The 23,709-nt window shown below is 35.0% G+C and carries 20 protein-coding genes and 1 pseudogene; 9 read left to right on the forward strand and 12 right to left on the reverse strand.

Going from position 1 to position 23,709, the window contains the following annotated elements; translation table 11 throughout:
- Positions 1 to 90 precede the first annotated feature (90 nt).
- The 3 genes from B11cv2_RS06735 (at position 91) to dapE (ending at position 2,996) form a co-directional block, all read left to right on the forward strand.
- Positions 91 to 870: a carboxylesterase gene (locus B11cv2_RS06735; RefSeq protein ID WP_100693859.1), complete on the forward strand. Its 780-nt coding sequence runs from the start codon at positions 91 to 93 to the stop codon at positions 868 to 870.
- Positions 871 to 905: 35 nt separating this feature from the next.
- On the forward strand, positions 906 to 1,637 hold the full coding sequence (locus B11cv2_RS06740; protein ID WP_100693860.1) for a M48 family metallopeptidase: 732 nt from the start codon (positions 906 to 908) through the stop codon (positions 1,635 to 1,637).
- A 192-nt stretch (positions 1,638 to 1,829) separates the two neighbouring features.
- The gene (gene dapE, locus B11cv2_RS06745; RefSeq protein ID WP_100693861.1) at positions 1,830 to 2,996 is read left to right on the forward strand and encodes a succinyl-diaminopimelate desuccinylase; all 1,167 of its coding nucleotides are present in this window, start codon (positions 1,830 to 1,832) and stop codon (positions 2,994 to 2,996) included.
- A gap of 50 nt (positions 2,997 to 3,046) precedes the next feature.
- Here dapE and hemW read toward each other — a convergent pair whose 3' ends face one another.
- Together hemW and rdgB are read right to left on the reverse strand one after the other, a co-directional pair.
- Complete coding sequence (gene hemW / locus B11cv2_RS06750) at positions 3,047 to 4,246, reverse strand: radical SAM family heme chaperone HemW (RefSeq protein WP_100693862.1); 1,200 nt, start codon at positions 4,244 to 4,246, stop codon at positions 3,047 to 3,049.
- A complete protein-coding gene (rdgB, locus tag B11cv2_RS06755; RefSeq protein WP_100693863.1) occupies positions 4,243 to 4,890 on the reverse strand; it encodes an RdgB/HAM1 family non-canonical purine NTP pyrophosphatase in 648 nt (215 codons plus the stop codon). The genes hemW and rdgB overlap by 4 nt, the downstream gene beginning before the upstream one ends.
- Before the next feature lie 516 nt (positions 4,891 to 5,406).
- Here rdgB and hrcA point away from each other — a divergent pair.
- Both hrcA and grpE read left to right on the forward strand, forming a co-directional pair.
- Positions 5,407 to 6,477: a heat-inducible transcriptional repressor HrcA gene (gene hrcA, locus B11cv2_RS06760; RefSeq protein ID WP_100693864.1), complete on the forward strand. Its 1,071-nt coding sequence runs from the start codon at positions 5,407 to 5,409 to the stop codon at positions 6,475 to 6,477.
- Positions 6,478 to 6,597: 120 nt separating this feature from the next.
- Positions 6,598 to 7,260, forward strand: a complete 663-nt coding sequence (grpE, locus tag B11cv2_RS06765; protein ID WP_100693865.1) for a nucleotide exchange factor GrpE — start codon at positions 6,598 to 6,600, stop codon at positions 7,258 to 7,260.
- 396 nt (positions 7,261 to 7,656) lie between these two features.
- On the opposite strand, the gene B11cv2_RS06770 is transcribed toward grpE, so the two are convergent.
- The 3 genes from B11cv2_RS06770 to B11cv2_RS06780 all read right to left on the reverse strand — a co-directional run bounded on the left by B11cv2_RS06770 (position 7,657) and on the right by B11cv2_RS06780 (position 11,283).
- On the reverse strand, positions 7,657 to 9,429 hold the full coding sequence (locus B11cv2_RS06770) for a sensor histidine kinase (protein ID WP_100693866.1): 1,773 nt from the start codon (positions 9,427 to 9,429) through the stop codon (positions 7,657 to 7,659).
- A 39-nt stretch (positions 9,430 to 9,468) separates the two neighbouring features.
- Positions 9,469 to 10,191 carry a response regulator transcription factor gene (locus B11cv2_RS06775; protein ID WP_100693867.1) on the reverse strand — a complete coding sequence of 241 codons (723 nt, stop codon included), beginning with the start codon at positions 10,189 to 10,191 and terminating at the stop codon, positions 9,469 to 9,471.
- A 555-nt stretch (positions 10,192 to 10,746) separates the two neighbouring features.
- Positions 10,747 to 11,283, reverse strand: a complete 537-nt coding sequence (locus B11cv2_RS06780) for a copper chaperone PCu(A)C (RefSeq protein ID WP_371410327.1) — start codon at positions 11,281 to 11,283, stop codon at positions 10,747 to 10,749.
- Between the two features lie 717 nt (positions 11,284 to 12,000).
- Here B11cv2_RS06780 and dnaK point away from each other — a divergent pair.
- From dnaK to B11cv2_RS06805, 4 genes are all read left to right on the forward strand, one after another.
- Complete coding sequence (gene dnaK, locus B11cv2_RS06790) at positions 12,001 to 13,893, forward strand: molecular chaperone DnaK (RefSeq protein ID WP_100693870.1); 1,893 nt, start codon at positions 12,001 to 12,003, stop codon at positions 13,891 to 13,893.
- Positions 13,894 to 14,048: 155 nt separating this feature from the next.
- Positions 14,049 to 15,176 (forward strand): molecular chaperone DnaJ, encoded by a 1,128-nt coding sequence (gene dnaJ, locus B11cv2_RS06795; protein WP_100693871.1) that lies wholly within the window; start codon positions 14,049 to 14,051, stop codon positions 15,174 to 15,176.
- 235 nt (positions 15,177 to 15,411) lie between these two features.
- Positions 15,412 to 16,317, forward strand: coding sequence for an acetylglutamate kinase (gene argB / locus B11cv2_RS06800; RefSeq protein ID WP_100693872.1), 906 nt, complete (start codon positions 15,412 to 15,414; stop codon positions 16,315 to 16,317).
- Between the two features lie 22 nt (positions 16,318 to 16,339).
- The gene (locus B11cv2_RS06805; RefSeq protein WP_199570329.1) at positions 16,340 to 17,248 is read left to right on the forward strand and encodes a DMT family transporter; all 909 of its coding nucleotides are present in this window, start codon (positions 16,340 to 16,342) and stop codon (positions 17,246 to 17,248) included.
- A 199-nt stretch (positions 17,249 to 17,447) separates the two neighbouring features.
- Here the strand turns inward: B11cv2_RS06805 and B11cv2_RS06810 are convergent, their stop codons facing one another.
- The 7 genes and pseudogenes from B11cv2_RS06810 to B11cv2_RS06840 all read right to left on the reverse strand — a co-directional run bounded on the left by B11cv2_RS06810 (position 17,448) and on the right by B11cv2_RS06840 (position 23,677).
- The gene (locus tag B11cv2_RS06810; RefSeq protein WP_100693873.1) at positions 17,448 to 19,109 is read right to left on the reverse strand and encodes a BID domain-containing T4SS effector; all 1,662 of its coding nucleotides are present in this window, start codon (positions 19,107 to 19,109) and stop codon (positions 17,448 to 17,450) included.
- Positions 19,110 to 19,131: 22 nt separating this feature from the next.
- Positions 19,132 to 19,476 (reverse strand): annotated as a pseudogene (locus tag B11cv2_RS06815) (ATPase, T2SS/T4P/T4SS family); the annotation flags it as partial.
- Complete coding sequence (gene virB10 / locus B11cv2_RS06820; RefSeq protein WP_100693351.1) at positions 19,473 to 20,672, reverse strand: type IV secretion system protein VirB10; 1,200 nt, start codon at positions 20,670 to 20,672, stop codon at positions 19,473 to 19,475. The gene virB10 and the pseudogene B11cv2_RS06815, both read right to left, overlap by 4 nt.
- A gap of 2 nt (positions 20,673 to 20,674) precedes the next feature.
- Positions 20,675 to 21,532, reverse strand: a complete 858-nt coding sequence (gene virB9 / locus B11cv2_RS06825; protein ID WP_100693350.1) for a P-type conjugative transfer protein VirB9 — start codon at positions 21,530 to 21,532, stop codon at positions 20,675 to 20,677.
- On the reverse strand, positions 21,529 to 22,197 hold the full coding sequence (locus tag B11cv2_RS06830) for a virB8 family protein (RefSeq protein WP_100693349.1): 669 nt from the start codon (positions 22,195 to 22,197) through the stop codon (positions 21,529 to 21,531). The genes virB9 and B11cv2_RS06830 overlap by 4 nt, the downstream gene beginning before the upstream one ends.
- Positions 22,187 to 22,504 carry a conjugal transfer protein TraJ gene (locus B11cv2_RS06835; protein ID WP_371410313.1) on the reverse strand — a complete coding sequence of 106 codons (318 nt, stop codon included), beginning with the start codon at positions 22,502 to 22,504 and terminating at the stop codon, positions 22,187 to 22,189. Before B11cv2_RS06835 ends, B11cv2_RS06830 begins: the two co-directional genes overlap by 11 nt.
- Positions 22,505 to 22,681: 177 nt before the next feature.
- On the reverse strand, positions 22,682 to 23,677 hold the full coding sequence (locus B11cv2_RS06840; RefSeq protein ID WP_100693874.1) for a type IV secretion system protein: 996 nt from the start codon (positions 23,675 to 23,677) through the stop codon (positions 22,682 to 22,684).
- Positions 23,678 to 23,709: the final 32 nt, after the last annotated feature.

Genomic DNA, 23,709 nt, shown 5'->3' on the forward strand with positions numbered 1-23,709 from the left:
CATTATCATTGTAAGGATCATTTGTTATATTATTTTAAAATACAGTGATTTTCTTTTGTAAAAAGAAAACTTTCTGGAGAAAGGATGATAATGGATCAAAATATTCCTTGTCAATTTTTTTCATTTGAAAATACGATTCTTGCTGTTCGTCCTCACAAAGGAAAGCGCTCCCTCGGTTTGATTTGGTTGCCTGGTTATCGATCTGATATGTTAGGGAGTAAGGCGACGGTAGTTGATAGTTTTGCTAAAAAAAATGATTTTTCTTGTTTACGTTTTGATTATTCTGGTCATGGAGAGTCGGAAGGAGATTTTTTTCAAGGAACGATTTCGCGCTGGGTTAGAGAGAGTTTAGCTATTATTGAAGCTTATTGTGAAGGTCCACAAATTTTGATTGGGTCTTCTATGGGGGGATGGATTGCTATAAGGCTCGCTATGATACTTGCGCAAAAAAACAAAGCGCCTGTTGGGATGATCTTAATTGCACCTGCTCCTGATTTTACACAGACTTTGGTGGAACCTTCTTTAAGCGCAGAAGAATGGAAAATGCTTGAGGAAAAAGGCTATTGTGAGCGACCTTTGGCCGATGGTTTTGAACCATTACTTTTTACAAAGGCATTCATTGAAGATGGGCGAAACAACAGTGTTATGAAAGAATGCATAGATGTTGGATGTCCAATTCATATTCTGCAGGGGATGAAAGATGACAAGATACCTTATCAACATACATTAACTTTACTTGATTATTTGCCTTTGCATGATGTATCATTAACGCTTGTGCGTGATGCGGATCACCAATTTTCACGTCCCCAAGATTTGAATTGTCTTGAAAAGGCGTTGGTATCTTTGATTGATCGAATCAATTCTGAATAAAGTTTATGTTTATTGATTATTAAGAGACATCATATATGACTATGTATGAACAAGACTTTATTCTCTCTAATCGTCGTATACCTTTGTGGGTAAAAGAACGCAAGAATGCACGTCGCTTTACCTTGCGTGTTGATATAGCTAGGCAAAGAATTTATTTGACCATTCCGCTTGCAGTAGAGCGAAGAATGATTGAATGGTTTATTGAAAGTCATCGATCTTGGATTGAAAAACGTTTTGCTCATCATGGAGGAATGATCAATGAAGGCTTTCATCTCAAAGAAGGTTCACAAATTCCTATATTGGGAGTTTCACATATTATATTGCGTAAAGAGGAACGTGGAGTAGCTGAAATTATTACAGGGAATGCTGGACAAGAATCACAAATCGTTATTTATAGTCGATTAGAGCATCTTCCAAGACGCGTTGCTGATGTTTTGAAGAAACAGGCTAAAATTATTATAGCACCGTTAGTGGTTCATTATTCACGCAAGGTAGGGCGCAAGGTTAAATCAATTAGTTATAAAGACACTAGAAGTCGTTGGGGATCATGTTCAACAGATGGTCGTCTTTCTTTTTCATGGCGTCTTATTATGGCGCCAAAAGAAGTTGTTGAGTATGTTGTTGCCCATGAAGTAGCTCACCTTGTTGAGATGAATCATGGAAAACGATTTTGGTCTCTTTGTGAAAAACTTTGTCCTGAAAGGAAAACCTATCAAGCTTGGTTAAAGAAAAATGGCCATACACTTCAAGGGATTAATTTTCACTAATGTAAAAATGCGCTTCTTTATTTATATTTGTATTGTTTTTGTCTACTGGATAGTGTTCTGTTATATATTTTGAACTATAGGGGGATGAAATAACGAAGTTTTGTTTTTATAGATTCAAGGTTTTCACTTTATCTTTTGTATAATTAAGTTTAGCTTTTTAAAAATTGTTCTTTTTAGATTGGAATAGCTTTTATGCTTGTTCTTACAGATCCTGTTCAGATTTTACAGACACTTATTCGTTGCCCTTCTGTTACACCGCATGAAGCGGGTGCTTTATCGACTTTGGAGCACTTTTTAAAAAAAATGGGGTTTTGTGTTGAGCGTCCTATTTTTGTTGATAAAAATACAGAAGATGTTGAAAATCTTTATGCAAAGATAGGCAGTGAAGGCCCACATCTTATGTTTGCTGGCCATAGTGATGTAGTACCACCCGGTAAATTAGAAAACTGGACTTATCCTCCTTTTGAGGGAGTAATAAGTCAGGGAAAATTATATGGGCGGGGGGCTGTTGATATGAAGGGTGGGATTGCTTGTTTTATAGCGGCGCTGGCTCGGTTTTTGAAGAAAAAAACACTCAAGGGAATGGTAAGTTTTTTAATAACCAGTGATGAAGAAGGTCCCGCGATAAATGGTACAGTCAAGCTTTTAGAATGGGCAGTACAAAAAGGTGAAAAATGGAATGCGGCTATTGTGGGTGAGCCAACAAGCGTCAATATTGTTGGTGATATGATCAAAATTGGACGGCGAGGATCGATTTCTGGTATTATTACGATTAAAGGTTGCCAAGGTCATGTTGCTTTTCCCGAGCGAGCAGCAAATCCATTGCCTTTAGCAAGTAAGCTTATTCAAGCGTTGACACAAACTGCTTTGGATCAAGGAACAAAGGATTTTCAAGCAAGCCATTTAGAATTGACAAGTATTGATACAGGAAATTTTTCTGTAAATATTATACCAGCACAAACAGTTATTCGCTTTAATATACGTTATAATGATCTTTGGACAAAAGAAACACTCGTTGCTGAAATTGAGAAGCGCCTTGCTTCTGTACACTCTGAAAATGATCAAGTACCATATTATCAGCTTGAATGGATATACGGTTTAGGGGGTGTTTTCTTGACCAAAAATGATAAATTAATTGGAATTTTGTCGAATGCTATAAAAAGTGTAACAGGAAATATTCCAGAGTGTTCGACTTCTGGTGGCACATCAGATGCGCGCTTTATTAAAGATTATTGTCCGGTTGTTGAATTTGGTTTGCCAGGGCAAACTATGCATATGATCGATGAATGTGTGACTCTTGATGCTATAGAAAATCTAACTTCTATTTATGAACGTTTTATCACCGATTTTTTTGCGTAAATGAAGTGGTGATTATTTTAGTGACATGATAAGATGAGACTTTAGAGATTTTAGTTTGCTAATTGATAAATAATATGATCAAGAAAAATGCGTCCTGTTTTTGTGGCTTTTAAATGTTGATTGTCCGTTATTTCAATCAATCCTTGTTTTTGTAAACGGATTAGTTTTTTTCGTGGTAAACTTTGGCAACTTAAAGTTTTATAGCGTGCTAGATCAAGTCCTTCTGCAAGACGCATGCCCATAAGCAGCATTTCATTAGCTTGTTGTTCTTGAGACAAGAGTTCTGTTTCAATACAGCCATGACCTGTGTTTTCTACTAATTCAAGCCAATTTTCAGGATGTTTTTCGTTTATTGTGACATACCGGTTATGATTTTCAATTTTAGATGGGAATGTTTCTGGAAAAAAAGAGGAATTTTTTAGTGACTGCTTGATAAAACGTCCATGTGCACCTGGACCAAAACCTGCATATTCATGATAACGCCAATAAAGGAGATTATGGCGCGATTCAGCGCCAGGAATCGCATGATTTGATATTTCATAGGCTGGAAGACCATACATAGTGGTTATTTCTTGGGTAAGAGTATAAAGATTTGCTGCTTGTTCTGAGGGTGGTAGGATTAGTTTTCCTGCTGCATGAAGCTTTTTAAAGGTTGTTCCATCTTCTATGGTGAGTTGGTATAAAGAGAGATGGTCTGCGGCCAAATTAATGGCTTGCAAAAGTTCAGTTTCCCATTGTTTAAGTGTTTGTTTGGGGCGTGCGTAAATTAAGTCAAAAGATAAACGTGGGAAAATTTCACGTGCTAAATTAATAGCATGAAAAGCTTGCTTAACGCTATGGAGACGACCAAGTTGTTGTAATGCTTTATCATTGAGTGCTTGTACACCTAAAGATAAACGGTTAACACCTGCTAACTGATAACCACGGAAGCGATCTGCTTCTACACTAGAAGGATTAGCTTCAAGTGTGATTTCAGCTTTGTCATCGATTGTCCAGTTTTTTGCGACAGCTTGTAATAAACGATCAACAGTTTGAGGTGCCATAAGGGAAGGCGTTCCTCCTCCAATAAAAATGCTTGTAATATGGCGAGGGCCTATTTTCTTAGCTTGTGTTGTTATTTCACGTTCAAAAGCGTTTGCAAAACGGGGTTGATCTACTCCATTTGTGCGGACATATGAATTAAAATCACAGTAAGGACATTTGCTCATACAAAATGGCCAATGAATATAAATTCCAAAGGGTTTCGTCATGAGAGAACTAAAAGATTTTCTGCAAAGAGTTTAAAGGCGCGTGCGCGATGCGAAAGAGGAGTTGGACCATGAAGTTTCCAACTGTGTTTTTGTTCTGTTGACATTTCACCAAAGGTATTTTCGTATCCATCAGGTAAAAAAATAGGATCAAAGCCAAAACCTTTATTTCCCCGTGGTGGCCAAATGAATGTACCTTCAACACTACCGCGAAAATAATCCGCATGTCCATCGGGATATGCAAGGCAAATAACCGATATAAATCGACCTTTACGTTGATTTTTTTTAAGAGGGCCAACTTTTTGTAATTCATTTTCTACTTTTTGCATAGCTTTTAGAAAATCACGTGTACCATCGGGTTGGAGTGCCCAATCAGCTGTATAAATGCCGGGTGCACCATTTAAGGCATCTATTTCCATACCAGAATCATCAGATAAAGCAGGAAGGTTTGTGGCTTTTGCAGCTGCAAAAGCTTTGATATAAGCATTTTCTTCAAATGTTGTTCCTGTTTCTTTTGGTTCGGGCAAGCCAAGTTCTTTTACTGACTGTGTTGTTATACCAAAAGGAGCAATCAATGTGGTAATTTCATGGAGTTTACCGGTGTTATGCGTAGCAATAATAAGTTTTTTGATTGTTATACTTTTCATGTGTATGTTTCCTAAAATGAGGCAATAATCTCGGTTTAACTCAGTGTTTATTTATAGAGTAAAAATTGGTAATAGTGATTTTGACAATTCACATACAACGAAACAATGCAACAACATTAAAATTTTTAGAGTTGCTTAAATTTTTTATATCAATGTATTGATTCATTAAATAACAAAATTGATACCAATTTTAATTTGTGAATTTTTATAGCATGGATTAATATTTTATGTATCGTAAGGAATAAACTTCAAATGATTTTTAAAAATTTATTTCAGAATACAATGAGCTGTATTTGTAATCAGTTCAACAATTGTAAAAATAATTATTTTTTAGTTTCATAAGACATAATTCTGCATATTTTTATATTTATTTTGGGGTGATTATCCATATTTAATAATGGTATTATTGTAATAGATAATCGATATATTTTTTGCACTGTATTTAGATTATTTGACCATATCTTTGAAAAACTTATATAATAAGTGAAGAATTTTAAAAATAGTGAAACAGTTGTGATGAAGAAGATATCTCTTGATGACTCCTTAAAAAATCTTGATAAGCGTTCACGTGATATTTTTTGTCATATTGTTGAAGCTTATCTTAATGATGGTGAACCGGTCGGTTCACGTAATCTTTCGCGCCTTTTACAACAAACTTTATCACCTGCAACAATTCGCAATGTAATGAGTGATCTTGAGCATCTTGGTTTAATTTATGCGCCCCATGTGTCTGCAGGGAGAATGCCAACACAATCAGGTTTGCGATTTTTTGTTGATGCATTTATGGAAGTAGGTGATTTACCAACCGAGGAACGTGAAAATATTGAAAATAAAGTTAAAGAAGTTAGTAATGCACAATCTGTTGAACACTTTTTAATTCAAGCAAGTCAAATTCTTTCGGATCTTTCACGAGGAGCAGGATTGGTTCTCGCAACGAAACAGGAAGGTACACTGAAACATATCGAATTTGTACGTCTTGATGGAGAACACGCTCTTGCAGTTTTAGTGACACAAAAAGGCGATGTTGAGAATCGTATTATTCAGTTACCAGAAGGTGTGACTCATGCACAATTGACAGAAGCAACAAATTTTCTCAATGCTCATATACAGGGATATACACTTAATGAAGCAAAAGCAGAAGTTGCACGTTTATGCTCAGAGACACGAGCTGCTCTTCATCAATTGTCTCAACATCTTGTTGAAACTGGTTTAGCTCTCTGGGGAGGAGAAGATTCAGATAATAAAATACATCTTATTGTTCGGGGGCGGGGCAACTTACTTGAAGATGTGAAGGCAGGAGAAGATTTAGAGCGGCTGAGATATTTGTTTGATGACCTTGAAACACGTGAAAGCATGGCGCAGTTACTTGATTTAGCAGATGAAGGATCAGGAGTGCGTATTTTTATTGGTTCAGAAAATAAATTATTTTCACTTTCTGGTTCTTCTTTAGTGGTAGCTCCTTATTGTGATACACAGAAAAGAGTCATTGGTGCTGTAGGTGTTATTGGACCAACACGTCTTAATTATGCAAGGATTGTCCCTATGGTTGATTATACAGCTCAACTTGTATCACAATTATTACGTTAGCATAGTTGAATGTTGTCTTAGGAGCGATCATTGTGCTAACCGATAAGTAAAAAGCTCTTGATTTTTGTTTGAAAAATTTCGATATCAGGAGTATAAATTTTATGAAGGAATAGAATTTTTATGTCTGATGAAAAGAACAAATTTGCTGATGCTTCATTTGAAAATTGCGATTTGAAGAATCCAATTGATCATGATGTACTTAAACAAGATTCTAATGAGTTTTTAAAGATGCATGAGGGAGAAAGTGACCCAAATGCTGAGGTAGAGGAAATTCAATCTGCTGACCCTTTGGTTATTTTGCAGGATGAAAATAAGCAGCTAAAAGATAAAATTTTACGTCTTGCAGCAGATATGGAAAATCTTCGACGTCGAACAGCTCGTGATGTAGCTGATGCTAAAGCATATTCAATTGCTAATTTTGCTCGTGATATGTTGTCTGTTTCTGACGATTTGCATCGCGCATTGGCAGCAATTCCAAAAGATGCAGGTGAAAATAATTCCGGTTTGAAAACATTAGTGGAAGGTGTTGAAATGACCGAGCGTGCAATGATGACAGCTTTAGAGCGTCATGGGGTCAAAAAAATTGATCCAGAAGGACAAAAATTTGATCCTCATTTTCATCAAGCAATGTTTGAAATTCCCAATGCTGAGGTGCCAGAAAATACTGTTCAGCAAGTTGTTCAAGCAGGTTATATTATTGGTGAACGTGTCTTACGTCCGGCAATAGTTGGCGTAACTAAGGGGGAAGTAAAAGAAGTTTCTGTTGAATCTGAAACGATGTAAATATATTGGAGAAAAATTTTATCGTGAAGTGCCAATTTTTTAATCTACATTTGTATAAAGTATTGCGTTGAATGGTTTAAAACTATTCCGACTTTGAGGATATAAAACAACTCAATTGTTTTGGGAGACCTTTTTTGTGCAAAAAATTATACTGAGGTTCAAGATATAAAAACGATAAGATTATTTGGGAAAGTTCTTAGGTTTTCAATTAATTGAGATCTACAGTTATTGATTGTACTATAAAGAGTTTAAACTCTTTCACCTATTTCTTAATTTCCAATTTAAAAATGTCTTTGCATGTTATTTGATTTTATGAGGATTTATAATTAATTATTCTCGTTTTGTACCTAGATGAATATAGAAAGTTATTATTTTCTTTTTCATTTGAAAGGGAAATTATTTGGTGAGTGGAAGAGTGATAATAAATCGAGCACCAATTTTTTCTTTTTTAGATTTGGAATCAATAATATTTTCAGCCATGAGAGTTCCATTATGAGCTTCAATGATTTGCTGACTAATTGCAAGGCCAAGACCTGAATGTTTCCCAAAAGCATCTTTGCCTGACCGATCAGTATAGAAACGTTCAAAAATACGTTCAATATTTTCTGAACGAATACCTGGGCCATTGTCTTCGACAGTTAAAATGAGAGTTGAAGCATTATTTTTCATTGTAATACAAATTTTACCATTTTTACGAGGTACAAAAGAACGTGCATTTTCAATGAGATTTGAAATCACTTGGCCTAAACGTAATTCATGTCCTACAATTAGGTAAGGTTTGCCATTAGTTCGTGGAATAATATTCAAATTAATATCAATATTTTGTTTATTGCAATGGATTTCACGAATAGCTTGAATAAGGCTTTTTAACAATGAACCCATATCAACTATTTTAGCAGTTTCGCGAACAAGTTCTGCATCTAATCGCGATGCGTCAGAAATATCGGTAATTAAACGATCAAGACGATGCACGTCATGTTGGATAATTTCAAGTAATTGTGTCTGTTGTGCTTTATTTTTAGCTAGTGGTAATGTTTCAACGGCACTGCGCAGCGAGGTAAGAGGATTCTTTAATTCATGACTTACATCGGCTGCAAAACGTTCAATGGCTTCAATGCGTGTATAAAGAGCGTTGGTCATATCACGAATAGAGGTAGAAAGACGACCAATTTCATCTTCACGTTTTGAAAAATCAGGAATTGTTATTCTCTTACTGCGACCATGACGCACACGATTAGCGGAGGAAGATAATTTACTTAGTGGATGCGCAATAGTATGAGCTAAAAATAGAGAAAGAACCAAAAAAACACTTCCAACAACGGCAAAGATTTTAAAAATTCCTAATCTTTCACTTTCTACAATATCATCAATGTCTGTACCAATAGTTGAAAGCAAAAGAGCACCAACGACTGCACGATAACGTTGAACAGGTACAGCAACTGAAACAATTAGTTGACCTTGCCTGTTACGTCGTTTAGCAGTAGCAGAAGAGCCATTTAATGCTAGATAAACTTCAGGATGAAGAGTTTCATTATCTTTTGCTTGTCTTCTATCAACAGCGATACCATTGCCATAGAGTGTATTAAAAAACAATGATTTTAAGTGTTCCCATAAATTTTTTTTTGTTTGAATAGGAGGTAAATCATAGGTAAAAACTTCACCACTCGAATAAAGAACACGTGAATCAAGAAGCAAAGTCGCATCACGATCATATATCCGTGCTCTTGTTGTTTTTGGTGTAATAAGACGTCGTAAAAGTGGAGCAACTTGTTCGGAATTAATGGGAAAATCCCAAGTATCAGTTGATTGAAGCATTGGTGTAACACTTTCTCCAGCTTGTAATTCCAAAAGTTTTTGAGGGTCAATTAAAATAGAGTTTGTGTCTATTGTTGCAGAAGCAGCAATAGCTCCAGCGATGATTTTTCCTTGGGTGCGTAAACTTTCAATTTTTGCTTCAATCAAACCATTACGGAATTGGTTAAGATACAAAATACTTGTAACTAGAATACCAAGGGCAGCGAGATTTAAAATCACAATACGACGTGTGAGACTGGAAAAGAACAATTGCCTCAAAAGCCGCTGTATCTGAAAATACAAATGAAAAAACATAAAATGCTGTATCGGAGAAGTATTGTTTGATGATTTATTTAGTAGAGTATTTTTTCTCATCGAGTTCTTAGCCGTTTAACCTATTGTGGCAAAATGGTTTTATACTTCATGAAAACGGTAACCTACACCATAAAGCGTTTCAATCATTGCAAAATCATTATCTACTTGTTTAAATTTTTTACGCAAACGCTTAATGTGACTATCAATAGTACGATCATCTACATAAATTTGATCGTTATAAACAGCATCCATTAAAGCATCGCGACTTTTAACAACTCCTGGCCGTTGCGCTAAAGTTTGCAGAATTAAAAACTCTGTAACTGTTAATATAACAGGTTTGTTTTTCCATGTACAGATATGGCGTTCTTGATCCATAACAAGATCACCACGTTTGAGAGAAGAAGCTGGTGTTGTGCCTATCGGAAGTGGTTGATTGCGAGCATTGGAACGACGCAAAACAGCTTTTACTCGCTCAATGAGAAGACGTTGAGAAAAAGGTTTTGTAATGAAATCATCAGCTCCCATCTTGAGGCCAAAAAGTTCATCAATTTCATCGTCTTTAGAGGTTAGAAAAATAACTGGAAGATCAGATTTTTGACGCAAACGACGCAAAAGTTCCATACCATCCATTCGTGGCATTTTAATATCAAAAATAGCTAAATGTGGAGGGTGAATTGTTAAGTTTTTAAGTGCAGCTGATCCATCTGTATAACTTTCAACCCGATAACCTTCTGTTTCAAGGGCAAAAGATAAAGATGTTAAAATATTACAATCATCGTCAACCAGTACAATCGTTTGGGTGACGGTTGGAGTATCCTTCATGGTTTCTTAAACCTTTCTCACTATAGAAGCGAACCTTTCATATTATATATATGGGAGTTCACATTTTATTTGCAAAACAAATATGGAACAAATTGTAGTAAAGACAAGAACCTTTTGTTTTGTAGCAAAAGATATTTTCTTTACAATTTTGTAATGCTTGTGTGCGTATTAAGATCCCTTTTCTCGATATAAAATTTTTATTAAGATGTTTTTTATCAAATTTTACTCTGTTTTTGCCTAAAAAAACAGAGTAAGTTTATTCAATTTATCTATCTGTTATTTAAAATAATAGTTTATAATAATATCAAAAAAGCGCACTTTTTGCGAAAAAGGAAACAATTGTGAAGGCACATTTGATAAATTTAAACTTGAGATAGAAAAAGGAATATTAAGATTAAAAAGAGAGATAACGAATGATTATTTGCAAAGTGTTGTTTTCGTTTACAGTGATAAATGAAAGATAATAGGACTTTTTTACAAAAGTATATATCTTCTTATAAGAAAGTGAAATATTGGAAATTTTAACATAATCAAATTAAATAATTACGAAAAAACTTATTTAGAAGGAAATGTTGCTCCTGTTGTTTTGACCAAAAAGTCAACTTCGATTATTCCTGCTTTTTCAAAAATTAATTTTGCATTAATTTTTTCATTGTGTTGAAATGGTTTTGAAAGTCCTATAAACATAATGTGATTACCGCCAGGTTTAAGGGTGATTTCACCTTTTCCTGGAATTTCAATGCCGTTTGGTATCTTTTTCATTTGCATAATATTATTAGTTACTGACATAGAATGAATTTCTGTTTCTTTTGCTCTATTCGTTGAAATAGCAATCAACCGGTCAGGAGTATCGCTATGATTGATAATGTAAAGATAACCACTGCCAACTTTTGCATTTTTAGCTGTTGTACGTGTCCAAGGGTCAATGATTTCTAAATTACCGAGTTTGTATTGGTGGGCGTTTGTAGCTGAGGGAAAAGTTATAAAAATAAAACCACACAAGAGATTCAGAATATTATTTTTGTTTAAGTATTTTACAGTGGTGTTATATATAAAGAAATCTTTTATTCTTTTGGTAATAAGAGTCATGATTATTTGGTCCTCTTTTTTATCTTCTTTTTATATAAATGCTTTACTTTATTTAGAGCAAGAACTTTGTTCAAAATAAAGGGGAGTGTTATTTACATTATATTGATTTATGGGAGAGCGAAAAAGTATATACATATTGGTTAAACAACTAAAAATAATTATAAGATATCATAAAGACAAACGATTTAATTTTATATTTCTGCAAATTTTAAAAAATGCCTTTAATAATATAATTAAATCAGAAAACGCTTTGTCTCAATATAGATCACATTATAATTACATATGGTTATATATAATAATTTGTGATGAATTATTTTTTGTAAAGAATATTTACTTGATATTTTGTATAGCTATGAGAAGCAAAAGAAAAAGCTAAAAATTAATTCTATCCTTGATAATTTTATTATAAATTCATGTTTTTATAAGATTTGTAAGAGGAATACAGTATTCTACTTAATTTTATGCTGTAAAAATGGTTTTGAAATGAAGATATTAAGGGTAAATTTTTATTTTAGTGATGTTTCTTTCGTTATTCTCTTGTAGGGATCAAGAGATATTCTTATATACCAAGAAACAAGCTTGTTATGATTCTCAATTTATTATTTGTTTAATTTAAAATTAATGTAAGATATAGAACGTGATAAGGAGCTGTCGAAGAAAAATGCTTGATAAAGATTGCTTGATAAAGATTTAGACAGCTTGCTGAGTGGAGATTAAAATATGGCAAAAGTAATTGGTATTGATTTGGGGACAACTAACTCCTGTGTTTCTGTTATGGATGGCACGAATTCAAAGGTTATTGAAAACTCAGAAGGAGCGCGGACAACACCTTCAGTTGTTGCTTTCACTGATAGTGGAGAACGGCTTGTTGGACAACCTGCTAAACGGCAAGCGGTTACAAATCCTGAAGGGACAGTTTTTGCAGTTAAACGTTTGATTGGGCGTCGTTTTGATGATCCTATGGTTGAAAAAGATAAAGCGCTTGTACCTTATAAAATTGTTAAAGGTGACAATGGTGATGCATGGGTTGAGGAAGCAGGTAAAAAATATTCTCCATCACAAATTTCAGCAATGATTTTGCAAAAGATGAAAGAAACTGCCGAGTCTTATTTGGGTGAAAAGGTTGAGCAAGCTGTCATTACTGTCCCTGCTTACTTTAATGATGCACAGCGCCAAGCTACTAAAGATGCTGGTAAAATTGCTGGGCTTGAGGTTTTACGGATTATTAATGAGCCTACAGCAGCGGCTTTAGCTTATGGTTTAGATAAGAAAGATGGAAAAACGATAGCTGTGTACGATCTTGGTGGTGGTACATTTGATATTTCTGTTCTTGAAATTGGAGATGGTGTTTTTGAAGTTAAATCAACCAACGGAGATACATTCTTAGGTGGTGAAGACTTTGATATGCGTCTAGTTAGTTATTTTGCAGAGGAATTCAAGAAAGAGCAAGGGATTGATCTAAAAAATGATAAACTAGCGTTGCAGCGTTTGAAGGAAGCTGCAGAAAAAGCGAAGATAGAGCTTTCTTCTTCACAACAGACTGAAGTTAATTTACCGTTTATTACAGCTGATCAGTCTGGTCCTAAGCATTTAACGATGAAATTAACACGAGCAAAGTTTGAATCTTTAGTTGAAGATTTAGTCCAGCGAACTATTGAACCGTGTAAAGCAGCATTAAAAGATGCAGGATTGAGCGCAAGTGAGATTGATGAAGTTGTTTTAGTGGGTGGTATGACCCGTATGCCTAAGATACAGGAAGTTGTACAAAACTTCTTCGGTAAAGATCCACATAAAGGTGTTAATCCTGATGAAGTTGTCGCTATGGGTGCAGCTATTCAAGGGGGAGTGTTGCAAGGTGATGTAAAAGATGTATTGCTTCTGGACGTAACACCTTTGTCTTTAGGTATTGAAACATTGGGTGGAGTATTTACGCGTTTAATTGAACGTAACACTACTATTCCTACTAAAAAGTCGCAAACTTTTTCAACGGCTGATGATAATCAGAATGCTGTAACTATTCGTGTTTTTCAGGGTGAACGTGAAATGGCTAATGATAATAAGTTATTAGCTCAGTTTGATCTTGTTGGTATTCCGCCAGCACCACGTGGCGTTCCTCAGATTGAGGTTACTTTTGATATTGATGCGAATGGTATTGTAAATGTTTCTGCTAAGGATAAGGGAACTGGTAAGGAACATCAGATTCGTATTCAAGCATCGGGTGGTTTAAGTGATGCTGATATAGAAAAGATGGTTCAGGATGCAGAAGCACATGCTGCTGAAGATAAAAAACGTCGTGAAAATGTTGAAACTAGAAATCAAGCAGAGTCTCTTGTCCATTCAACTGAGAAGTCATTGAATGAGTATGGTGATAAGTTATCAGCTGAAGATAAAGGTCAAATTGAAACAGCGATAGCTGATTTGAAAACAGCTCTTGAGAGTAATGATGCTGAAGAAGTCACAACAAAAATGCAAAAATTAGCAGAAGTTAGTATGAAACTTGGGCAGGCTATGTATGAAGATTCGTCAGCTAAGACTAATGCTGAATCAGATACGAAAAATGATGATGATGTTGTTGATGCTGATTTTGAAGAAATTAATGATAAGAAGAAATAGTTAAAGCAAATGCATTGGTGAATTAATAACCCGGCCTGTGAGATATAAGGCTGGGCTTTATTGTTTAGTTGCAGTTTTTTCTATGTTTTTCAAAAAACTAAATTAAAACAAGTGTTATCTAGAATGAATAACAAAAAATTTATCGGGAATACATGATGAAGGTTGATTATTATGAAATTCTTGGCGTAACCCGTGGGTGTGATGATAAAAAACTGAAATCTGCTTTTCGTAAGTTAGCGATGCAGTATCATCCGGATCGTAATGCGGGGGATAAAGAGGCGGAACGGAAATTTAAAGAAATTGTTGAAGCCTATGAAATTCTTAAAGATCCTCAAAAACGAGCTGCTTATGATCGATTTGGTCATGCCGCTTTTGAAAATAATAGTCGCGAAGGATCTCATCCATTTAGTGGTGGATTCGCTGATATTTTCGAAGACTTTTTTGGCGAAATTATGGGAGGTGGGAATCGTAAACGTAGTGATGGCCGTGAACGTGGAGCTGATTTAAGCTATAATATGGAAGTGACATTGGAAGAGGCTTTTACGGGAAAAACTGCGCAGATTAATATTCCAAGTTCTATTGTTTGTGATGCTTGTGAAGGATTAGGTACAAAAAAAGGTTCTAAACCAACAACTTGTGGGACTTGTCATGGAGCTGGGCGCGTACGTGCTGCACAAGGCTTTTTTTCTATTGAACGGACATGTCCAGTTTGTCATGGTCGTGGCGAAATTATTACCGATCCGTGTTTAAAGTGTCATGGGACAAGAAGAGTTGAAGAAAATCGTTCATTGCATGTCAATATTCCAGCAGGTATTGAAGATGGTACACGTATTCGTCTTTCTGGTGAAGGAGATGCAGGTATTGGTGGTGGTTCTGCAGGTGATCTTTATATTTTTCTTTCTATTAAAGCGCATGAATTTTTTCAGAGAGATGGTGCCGATCTTCATTGTCGTGTGCCTATTTCAATGATTACAGCTGCTTTGGGAGGTGAATTTGAGGTTTCCAGTCTTGATGGTGTTAAAGCACGGGTTAAAGTTCCTGAGGGTACACAAAACGGGCGTCAATTCCGCTTAAAAGGCAAGGGAATGCCTATGTTACGTCAACAAGCCAAAGGTGATCTTTATATTCATATTACTATTGAAACACCACAAAAATTGACTCAAGAACAACGCACATTATTACAAGAATTTGATAAGCTTTCAAATCATGAAAATTCACCCCAATCACATGGTTTTTTTGCACGTATGAAGGAGTTTTTTGATAATATTGCTAATCAAAATTAAATAAATTTAGTGTAAAGAAAACTTAAAAAGCTAATGTATAATTTTTAATAACAATCCAAAATTATTAATTGTATACTTGGTTATTTTAAGTAAGTTATGCTTATTTGTTTTTCATTATTGTTTAAGGTGGTTTTGATAAAAATTATTGATTTTCAATGGATTGCATAGTTAAAACTTGTTTTCACTTTTCCGAAACTCCATTAATAAAAGGTAGAAATGATGCGGAGACTCTTTGATGGGTAATATCAAAAAAAATGATGAAAAAGCTTTTGAAAAACAAGCAGCGTTTTTATCATCTGCTTTACCTTATATGCAAAAGTATGAAAATGAAACAATTGTTGTGAAGTATGGTGGGAATGCTATGGGCGATCCTGCTTTAGGACAAGCTTTTGCTCGTGATATTGCTTTGTTAAAACAGTCCGGCATTAATCCTATTGTTGTTCATGGTGGAGGTCCTCAAATTGCTGAAATCTTAACTAAAATGGGGGTTGAATCACGATTTGAAGATGGTTTACGTGTAACTGATGAAAAAATTGTTGAAGTCGTTGAAATGGTTTTAGCGGGCTCAATAAATAAGAAAATCGTAGCCCTTATCAATGCTGAGGGTGAATGGGCAATTGGACTTTGTGGTAAAGATGGTAATATGGTTTTTGCTGAAAAGTCTTATAAGACTGTAATTGATCCTGATTCACATATTGAACGTATTGTAGATTTAGGATTTGTTGGTGAACCTGTTGAAATTGATCGAACATTGCTTGATCTTTTAGCATGTTCTGAAATGATTCCGGTTATTGCTCCTGTTGCTCCAGGACGAGATGGCAAAACTTATAATATTAATGCTGATATTTTTGCTGGAGCAATTGCTGGTGCTGTAAAAGCAAAACGTCTTTTATTTTTAACGGATGTTTCTGGTGTTTTGGATAAAGAAAAGAAACTCTTAAAGGAATTGACCATTTCTAAAGCTAAAAAACTTATCAAAGATGGAACAATTTCAGGAGGTATGATTCCAAAAGTAGAAACTTGTATTAAAGCTATTCAAGAAGGTGTAGAGGGTGTAGTGATTTTGAATGGAAAAACGCCTCATTCTATTTTGCTTGAACTTTTTACTGAACATGGAGCGGGAACGCTTATTGTTTCGTAAGTAATATAGGATGAATTTGAAGATGAAGCCTTTTATAGCTAGAATGAAACAATCGAGATATCTCCTATTTAGTAAGCAAGAATTGGCATTGTTTTTTGCGACAGTATTGTGGGGTATTACGTTTCTCATTATTCATATTGCGGTACGTTATAGTGGGCCTCTGTTTTTTGTAGGATTTCGTTTTATTGTTGCAACACTTATAATTACAGTGATTTTTTGGCGATCTATAAAAGATATAACTGTTTATGAAATTTTTGCTGGGATGGCTATAGGTTTTGGAATATTTCTTGGCTATACTTTTCAAACGGCAGGGCTTCAAACTATTATTAGTAGTCAGGCAGCTTTTATTACTGCGATGTATGTTCCGATAGTTCCAATTTTACAATGGATTTTTTTTAGAAAGCTACCCCATTTATGTAGTTGGATTGGTATTGTGTTTGCTTTTGTTGGACTCATACTAATTTCTGGACAAAATTTCAGAGATATTCATTTTTCAAAAGGTGAAATTTTTACTTTGCTGGGAGCTTTAGCAATTGCTGGAGAAATTATACTGATCGGATTTTTTGCAAATAAGGTTGATAGCCGACGTATAACAATTATACAGTTATTTTTTTGTAGCCTCTTTGCATTTTGCTTTATGCCTTTAATGGGTGAAAGTATTCCTGAATTTTCGTGGGTTTGGTTTAATGTAGGTTTGGGATTGGCATTAATGAGTGCGGTTATCCAATTAACCATGAATTGGGCGCAGAAATCCGTTTCACCCACTCGGGCAACAGTTATTTATGCTGGTGAGCCTGTATGGGCTGGTATTATTGGGCGTTTGGCTGGGGAGTATTTATCTCCCTCAGCTTTATTGGGTGGTTTGTTTATTATAATAGGGATTGTAGTGGCTGAGTTACGACCTTCACAATGGCGTAAAAAAATAAAATAACTGAAAAAAAGTAATTAATCTGTTTTTTTTGTAATATTTAATCTTACCGTGATTATTTTTAATAGAAAACATCATACTAAGATTCTATAGAGTTTACACATCTGAATGTAGTGTTAACAACGCTCTATATGGATTAAGATAATTTCAAAATATTTATATATGTGCACATAAAGAACATATTTTTAGCTTGATACAATAACTATTTTTCAAGATTCAATGCTGGTGTTTTTATTTGTTGGGATACTTCTTTAGATGTTTGAGCAACTTTTATGATTGCTGCTGCTTTATCTTCTGAGATGCCAACACTTTTAGCAAATTGTTGATGATTACTTTCATAGATATTTTTATGCTCGCTTGGTGAAAGACGAGCATTGAGTGCTTTCATAAATTCCTTGAGTTCTTTGCCAATCGAAGAAGATAACTTTTTATCTGATAAAAATTCCTTCCGCTTTTCTTCTGGTAAGTTAAGAATGTCTTGTAATGCTGCACTAGGTAGTTTTACCGTTGTTTGACGACGTTTTTGTTCTGATTGGTGCTCTTGAATTATTGTTGTCTCAACATTTTTTACAGCAGACGCATAACTGTCAATTGAATTAGCGAGTTTGACAATATGATTTTCAGCTTTTTTACGCGCCAAGTTTTTTATACCCAATATTTCTATACCAGCAAGATTAGCAATAGAATTAGGAGAAGACATAATTTGTGTGGAAAGCTGTTTGCTTACCTTTGGATTATTAGTAATCATCTTGATCTGTTCATTTAGTATTTTGGGGTTACCATAAACAATTTTTGATAAATGCGTAATTTGCCTTAGTTTAGCTTGGATACGGGTATCTGTTATAATATTTTTAGTTATTTCACTCTTTGTTAAAGAGGGAAATTTTTCTTTTGGAATGAGAGTGTTTTTAAGATTTTGTTGCATTGGAATTGTAAAGGTGTATTCATTATTAAGCTTTAATGTTTTTAGTTGTTCTGGTGCTAAATAATCTTTGCTACAGACGGCGTAAGTATTGCCCGTTTTGATTACAATGCTATTTGGGCTTTCACCTTTATAAATTCCTCTATAAGTTGCACCTTCATCTGCTGTTACAATAATACAGTTATTAATATCCTCTTGATCAAGATTTTGTGTATTACTTATGAATTCTTTTAAAATAACCGTTTTTTTAGGATCAGAAATATCATCAAAAAGCTTTTTCATAGGTTCTAGATTGCCATCTTGCGCTGCTGCAATACTAACTTCAGACATACGCTCTTTTGTTACAATTGAAAAATCAAGATTATAATTTGCAGCTTGAGCAAGTTTTTCGCAAAATATCCGTTGTGTACGTCCATTGCCTTCTCTGAAAGGATGCGTGTAGTTGAGAGAAGCAAATATTTCTGCTAGATGATGAATAAATTCTTGGCGTGGTAAGTTTTGTAAATTGTTTTTTTCGACAAGTATTCTATCTATATTTTTTAAACCATCTTGAACTTTATTGCCAGTTGCAAAAATAATTGGTTGGTCTGTTTTCCAATTTGATCTCATCATTTCTGGCATAACAGCGACTGTACCATCTTTAAATGAAAAAGGAATATCGCGGGTACACCCAGCCCATTCAAATGTATTCTCAAATAAGCGTTTGTGAAGATATTTTAAATAGAAGGAATTAAATTCTTTTGGTAGTGCTTCTTGACGCAAATTAATAGTTGCTTTTGCTGAATCATGGGCACATTTATCCGTAAACTCTTTATGATCTATTATACCATATTTATTCTTTAGTGTAAGACTATTGGGATAGGTATAATGACTAGGTAAAGGCAGGTTGGATGATAATTCTGTTTCTGTTGCTATTGCTTCATTTGAGAGTATTTCTTTCATTATTCTCTCCTTATAGTGTAATTTTTTCTATAGAATGTTTAATCAATGTTTCTTTTACAGCTGGTGGCATAACAATTTGAATACGCTCATTATTTGGCAAAGTAGCGGATAATATTGGGTTTTTATCGGAAATACTTTGCTTAGAATAGGCCGCGATCACTTTAGCCATACCCATGAGTTCATTAAAGGAGAATTCTGGTACTTCTATTGTTTTCCACCCTGAAATTCCTTCAATCATGACTTGATAGGGACGATTAATAACGATCTCGAAAAGACTTTCATCTTTGAGAAAGTTATCAATTGGTTTGAGTTTTGTTAAAACGATAGCAGTGGTTTCATCACTTACATTTTGGAAGTTTTGTTTCATTTTAATGTCACTGTAGAATTTTTATGAAAGTCTCCTGAAAAGGCACGATGAATGATCTGTTTCTTATTTTCAACAATTTTTAATTTATATACAGTTGAGAAATCAAGATCGCGGGCAACAAAAACATTAACCATTTCACCCTGATTTTTTGTCAAAGTTGGAGGGATATGGGTATAATTTCCTGCGATAATCTTTGCCATATCTGTTCCTGCAGAAAGGGTATGTTTTTCTGAAGACACGGTATCTGTTGTTTGTTCTTGTATTGTTGGTGTTTTTAGTGAATCTAGCTGGTCATTTAAATAATTTGTTCCATCTCTGACGATTGAAACAAGAAGTGCAGAACCAAGTCGTTCAAACCAATGATTGTCAATATCACCATCAACACCCGATCGACCTAAGAAATCTGTTGCTGGTGAAGACAGTGTTATAATAATACCATCTGGTGTTTTGGCTCTATTCCATAATATAAAGAGACGCGATTGACCTTTTTTTAAACCGGCACGATATTCGCCGACGATTTGCGTTCCTTTATCGAGCAAGACGATACGACCATTGTCTGACAAAATATCTCTAGAAACGATACAGCTAACAAATCCTTGTTGTTCACTGCTGATTGCTGTTTCTAAGATACATGGGATAGAAGCTCCCATTGCAATGATGTAATTTCGGTTACCGAGTGTTGAGGCACGAACACCATCCAACTTTGTTGGTTTGAGGAGTTGATTAAAGGATTGTGTTGTTTCATTCGAGCTATCGTTGCTTTGGTTAGGAGAAACGCTATTATTTTCTGGAATACCTTGTTGCTGATTTGGATTAAAATAGGCTAAAACGGGAGCACGTTGCGCTGCTTCTAATAATTTATGATCAGATTTTGGCTGATTGATTGTTGGCGCTGGTATTTCAACCTTAGGCAGCAGGGGGGTATTTTTATCAGCTAGCTCTAGAGGAGCTATTGTTGGTTTTATTGATTGGAAAAGCTCTGTTTGTCTGCTTCTTTCTTCTTTCGGCAATTCTATAGACTGTTTTTTTGTGTCTTTTGAAGTTGAAAGGATTGCATATATTAAATAAATACAGACACCAAAGAGAATAAGAAGAGCAATGGCTTTTCCTAAATTAAAGCCCTCTTTTTTTTCTTGACCATCCTTTATTACATCGCGGTCATTAAGATTTATTTCGTCCAATTCATCATTATTCATGGCTATTTCTCTACGTTTATTTCACGTTGGACAGAAGGTGATGTTGTACCGGTTTCTGGGTTAATTCCTCTTGGTATGAACCCTTTATTAAAGATACACAGGACTTCGTTACCACGCCGCAAAGTGAATTGCATGGCTATGGCGTGAACAATGACCTGGTTTCCTTTAATTGATTTTGGAACGATAGTTTCTTGTCCATCAAGTGTGACAAGATAAATTGCGGGGATTTCATTATTGTCTAAAAAGGTAAATGTTGTAGTTTTACCGTTATCATAGACTGAACTTGGTTCAAGGAGGGGTGAACCTTGAGCGATATAAGCCCAATTGCGTGGTCCAAAATGTTCATGCATATTGAGGATATTATCGACAAATTCTTCTTCATTTTTTTGTGCTTTAGCTTGTTCAGCTAATTGTTTACGCAACGCTTCATCTTCTGGATAACGAAACTTGACAAGGAAATATGTGTCATTACCGACGGAAACATCACCTTCACGCACTTGAAGTTCAAATTGATAAGATCGTTTTGTTCCATCTTGACGAGTTGTGACGATTTGTAGATTGGTAATCGGCTGAACTTCACGCGGTTTGAGAAAGACAAAGTGACCAGCTGGTGCTACTTGCCAAGCAACTGAATTGCCAATTCCAATATAGGCAATATTTTCATCATTAGCGAATTCAATCTGTACTGAAGAGCGAATAGATCCAATGATTTTTGTGACATTGTGTGGATCATAATTAATAAATCTAATTCGGTTGTCTTTGTGTGCACTTACGGGAGAAATTTCTGCCCATAAGAAAGACGCATGACAGTTTATTGCAACGAGGAGAGTTAAAAAAAATATTTTTATGACTCTAGTCATTGGACCACCTCTGGATCAGATCTATATGCTGATACTTGAAAGCCAAGCGGGTTAATTAAGCGATCTTCTACTGAAATGCGTGCATTAACGTAAGAAAAATTTAAGACTGAAACCCAATGGAAAATATCTTCTTTTCCATTGGAGTCTCTAATTGTTTTATAGTAACGCACTTGAATGAGATCTTTACTTAAAAAAGAGATCGATTTTATTGTGATTGTCACGGACATATTTTTATAGATATTTTGCGGACTGTCTGGATTATTTCCAGAATACCATTTGGCAAAGCGATTTTGTTCTTCTAGGGAAGATAAAAGAGAAACGATATGAAAATTATTTTCTGTCTCTGATAGTTGGAAACCTTCGCGTGCACGAATATATTTGCTGGCGAAGTAGCGCGTTATTATTTCATCGTAGTTTTGGGGTTCTTCTTTTAGAACACTGACAACATCGACAATACCTGTAGAATTATCCACACGGATAACAAAAGGCTCTACGGTTTTTAAGGGTGTCAATGCCACTACAGCTAAGGCTAAAGCGATTGTCATCAATCCAAAAAGCACGGTCAAGGCTACAGCAATTTTCATTTGTAATCGCGCACTACGCATACGGTCAATATCAAATGACCGCGCTTCTCTTATATATTCTTTAAATTCATCACTTTTCATACGTGATCTCCGCATTTTTATAAGAAGGCGTTTGATGGTTTATTGTGTCTGCAGAAGATGTAGGGAGTCCAATATGAGCTTTTGGTGCCTCATTTTCTTGTGTGTTCAGAATAATAGGAGTTGTAATGGGCTTGATCGCCGTATTGTGGATGATGTTATGAGGATTCCAGTTCCACTTACCTTGATTGAGCATACGAGTATTCTGTCCATTACAGTGTGGAAGTTTTCGGGCTCCACTTTTTAAAGAAGCACAACTGGTAAGTGTTATTAAAAGGATCAAAATGATAGTGATTTTTAGTTTCATCATTTGGACTCGCAAATATTTTGAAAAATAAAATATTGGTGTTTTGCAGTGTATGATTTTACGAAAGCATGAATACGAATCTTTTGAAAAAGCTGAGAGAGCTTTGCATGGATTGTGCATACAGTTAATACCTCGTATATGAAGGCATTGATTATAGCTGCATTGAAGAGACATTTGAGATTAAAACGAACCACGTCCACCTCCCTGCATCATTTGCGCAGCTTGTGCAGCTTGTTGTGCAGCTCTAGAACCTCCTGAAACTGCACCTCTTGCTGCACTTCCACCGGCACTAAAACCTCTTCCAGCAAAATTCAAGGCACTAGAAGCCATTGAAAGTATTTGTGATCCTGCTGACATCCCAGCATGATGATATGGTCCTCCACTAGAAAGTGCAGAAGCAATGGTGGGAAGTGATTGGAAGAGAACTACGCCCACTATTGAGACGACAAGAACAGGGGGGAGCAAGAAATAGATTGAATTATATGAATCATCGAAAACATAAAGCATAATTTTGCACATCATTGTCCCAAGCATCATTACGAGAACTTGCAAAACTGTAAAATTAACTAATGTTGTAATCCATGCATCGGCATATCTGCGGGTTACATTGAACAAATATAAACTAATAAAAAGAGGTCCAAGACCTATCACCATGATTAATGTAATTTTTGCAAACATTTGGATAATAAAACCGACTGTACAAAAAAAGATGACTGCCAAAAACATTAAACCACCAATCAGTGCAACCGTAATTTTATTAAAAAATGAAGCATTATTTAGAAACTCTTGATAACGCGTATTTGTAATTAACAAGAGATAATCAAAAACATCAGAGTCGACTGGACTGCTATTAAACGCATTTCCAATAGCATTGGCTAAATTACCAAAAAATATATCTTTTATATAAATATTAAATACGTCTGCATTAGTTGCCATTGTTGTCACAACAACGATTTTAATAACATTATTAAGAAGACTATGCATTGAAAGGGCAACATGACCAGTCATGACATTGTAGCCATATAAAAAGATAAAAATAATGGCTGCAAGATTTAATGGTGCTGCAACAGCAGAAGATAAGCTAATGACTGTCGTATCTACCACATGATTAAGTGGTGTTAAAATATACGAAGAAACAGTTTCGAATGGATTAAATTTAAATTCTGAATCTGACATTTGTTTTTAATGTTTGATAAATATAAATTTAT

It is taken from the genome of Bartonella sp. 1-1C, assembly GCF_002810325.1.
Classification (GTDB): domain Bacteria; phylum Pseudomonadota; class Alphaproteobacteria; order Rhizobiales; family Rhizobiaceae; genus Bartonella; species Bartonella rochalimae.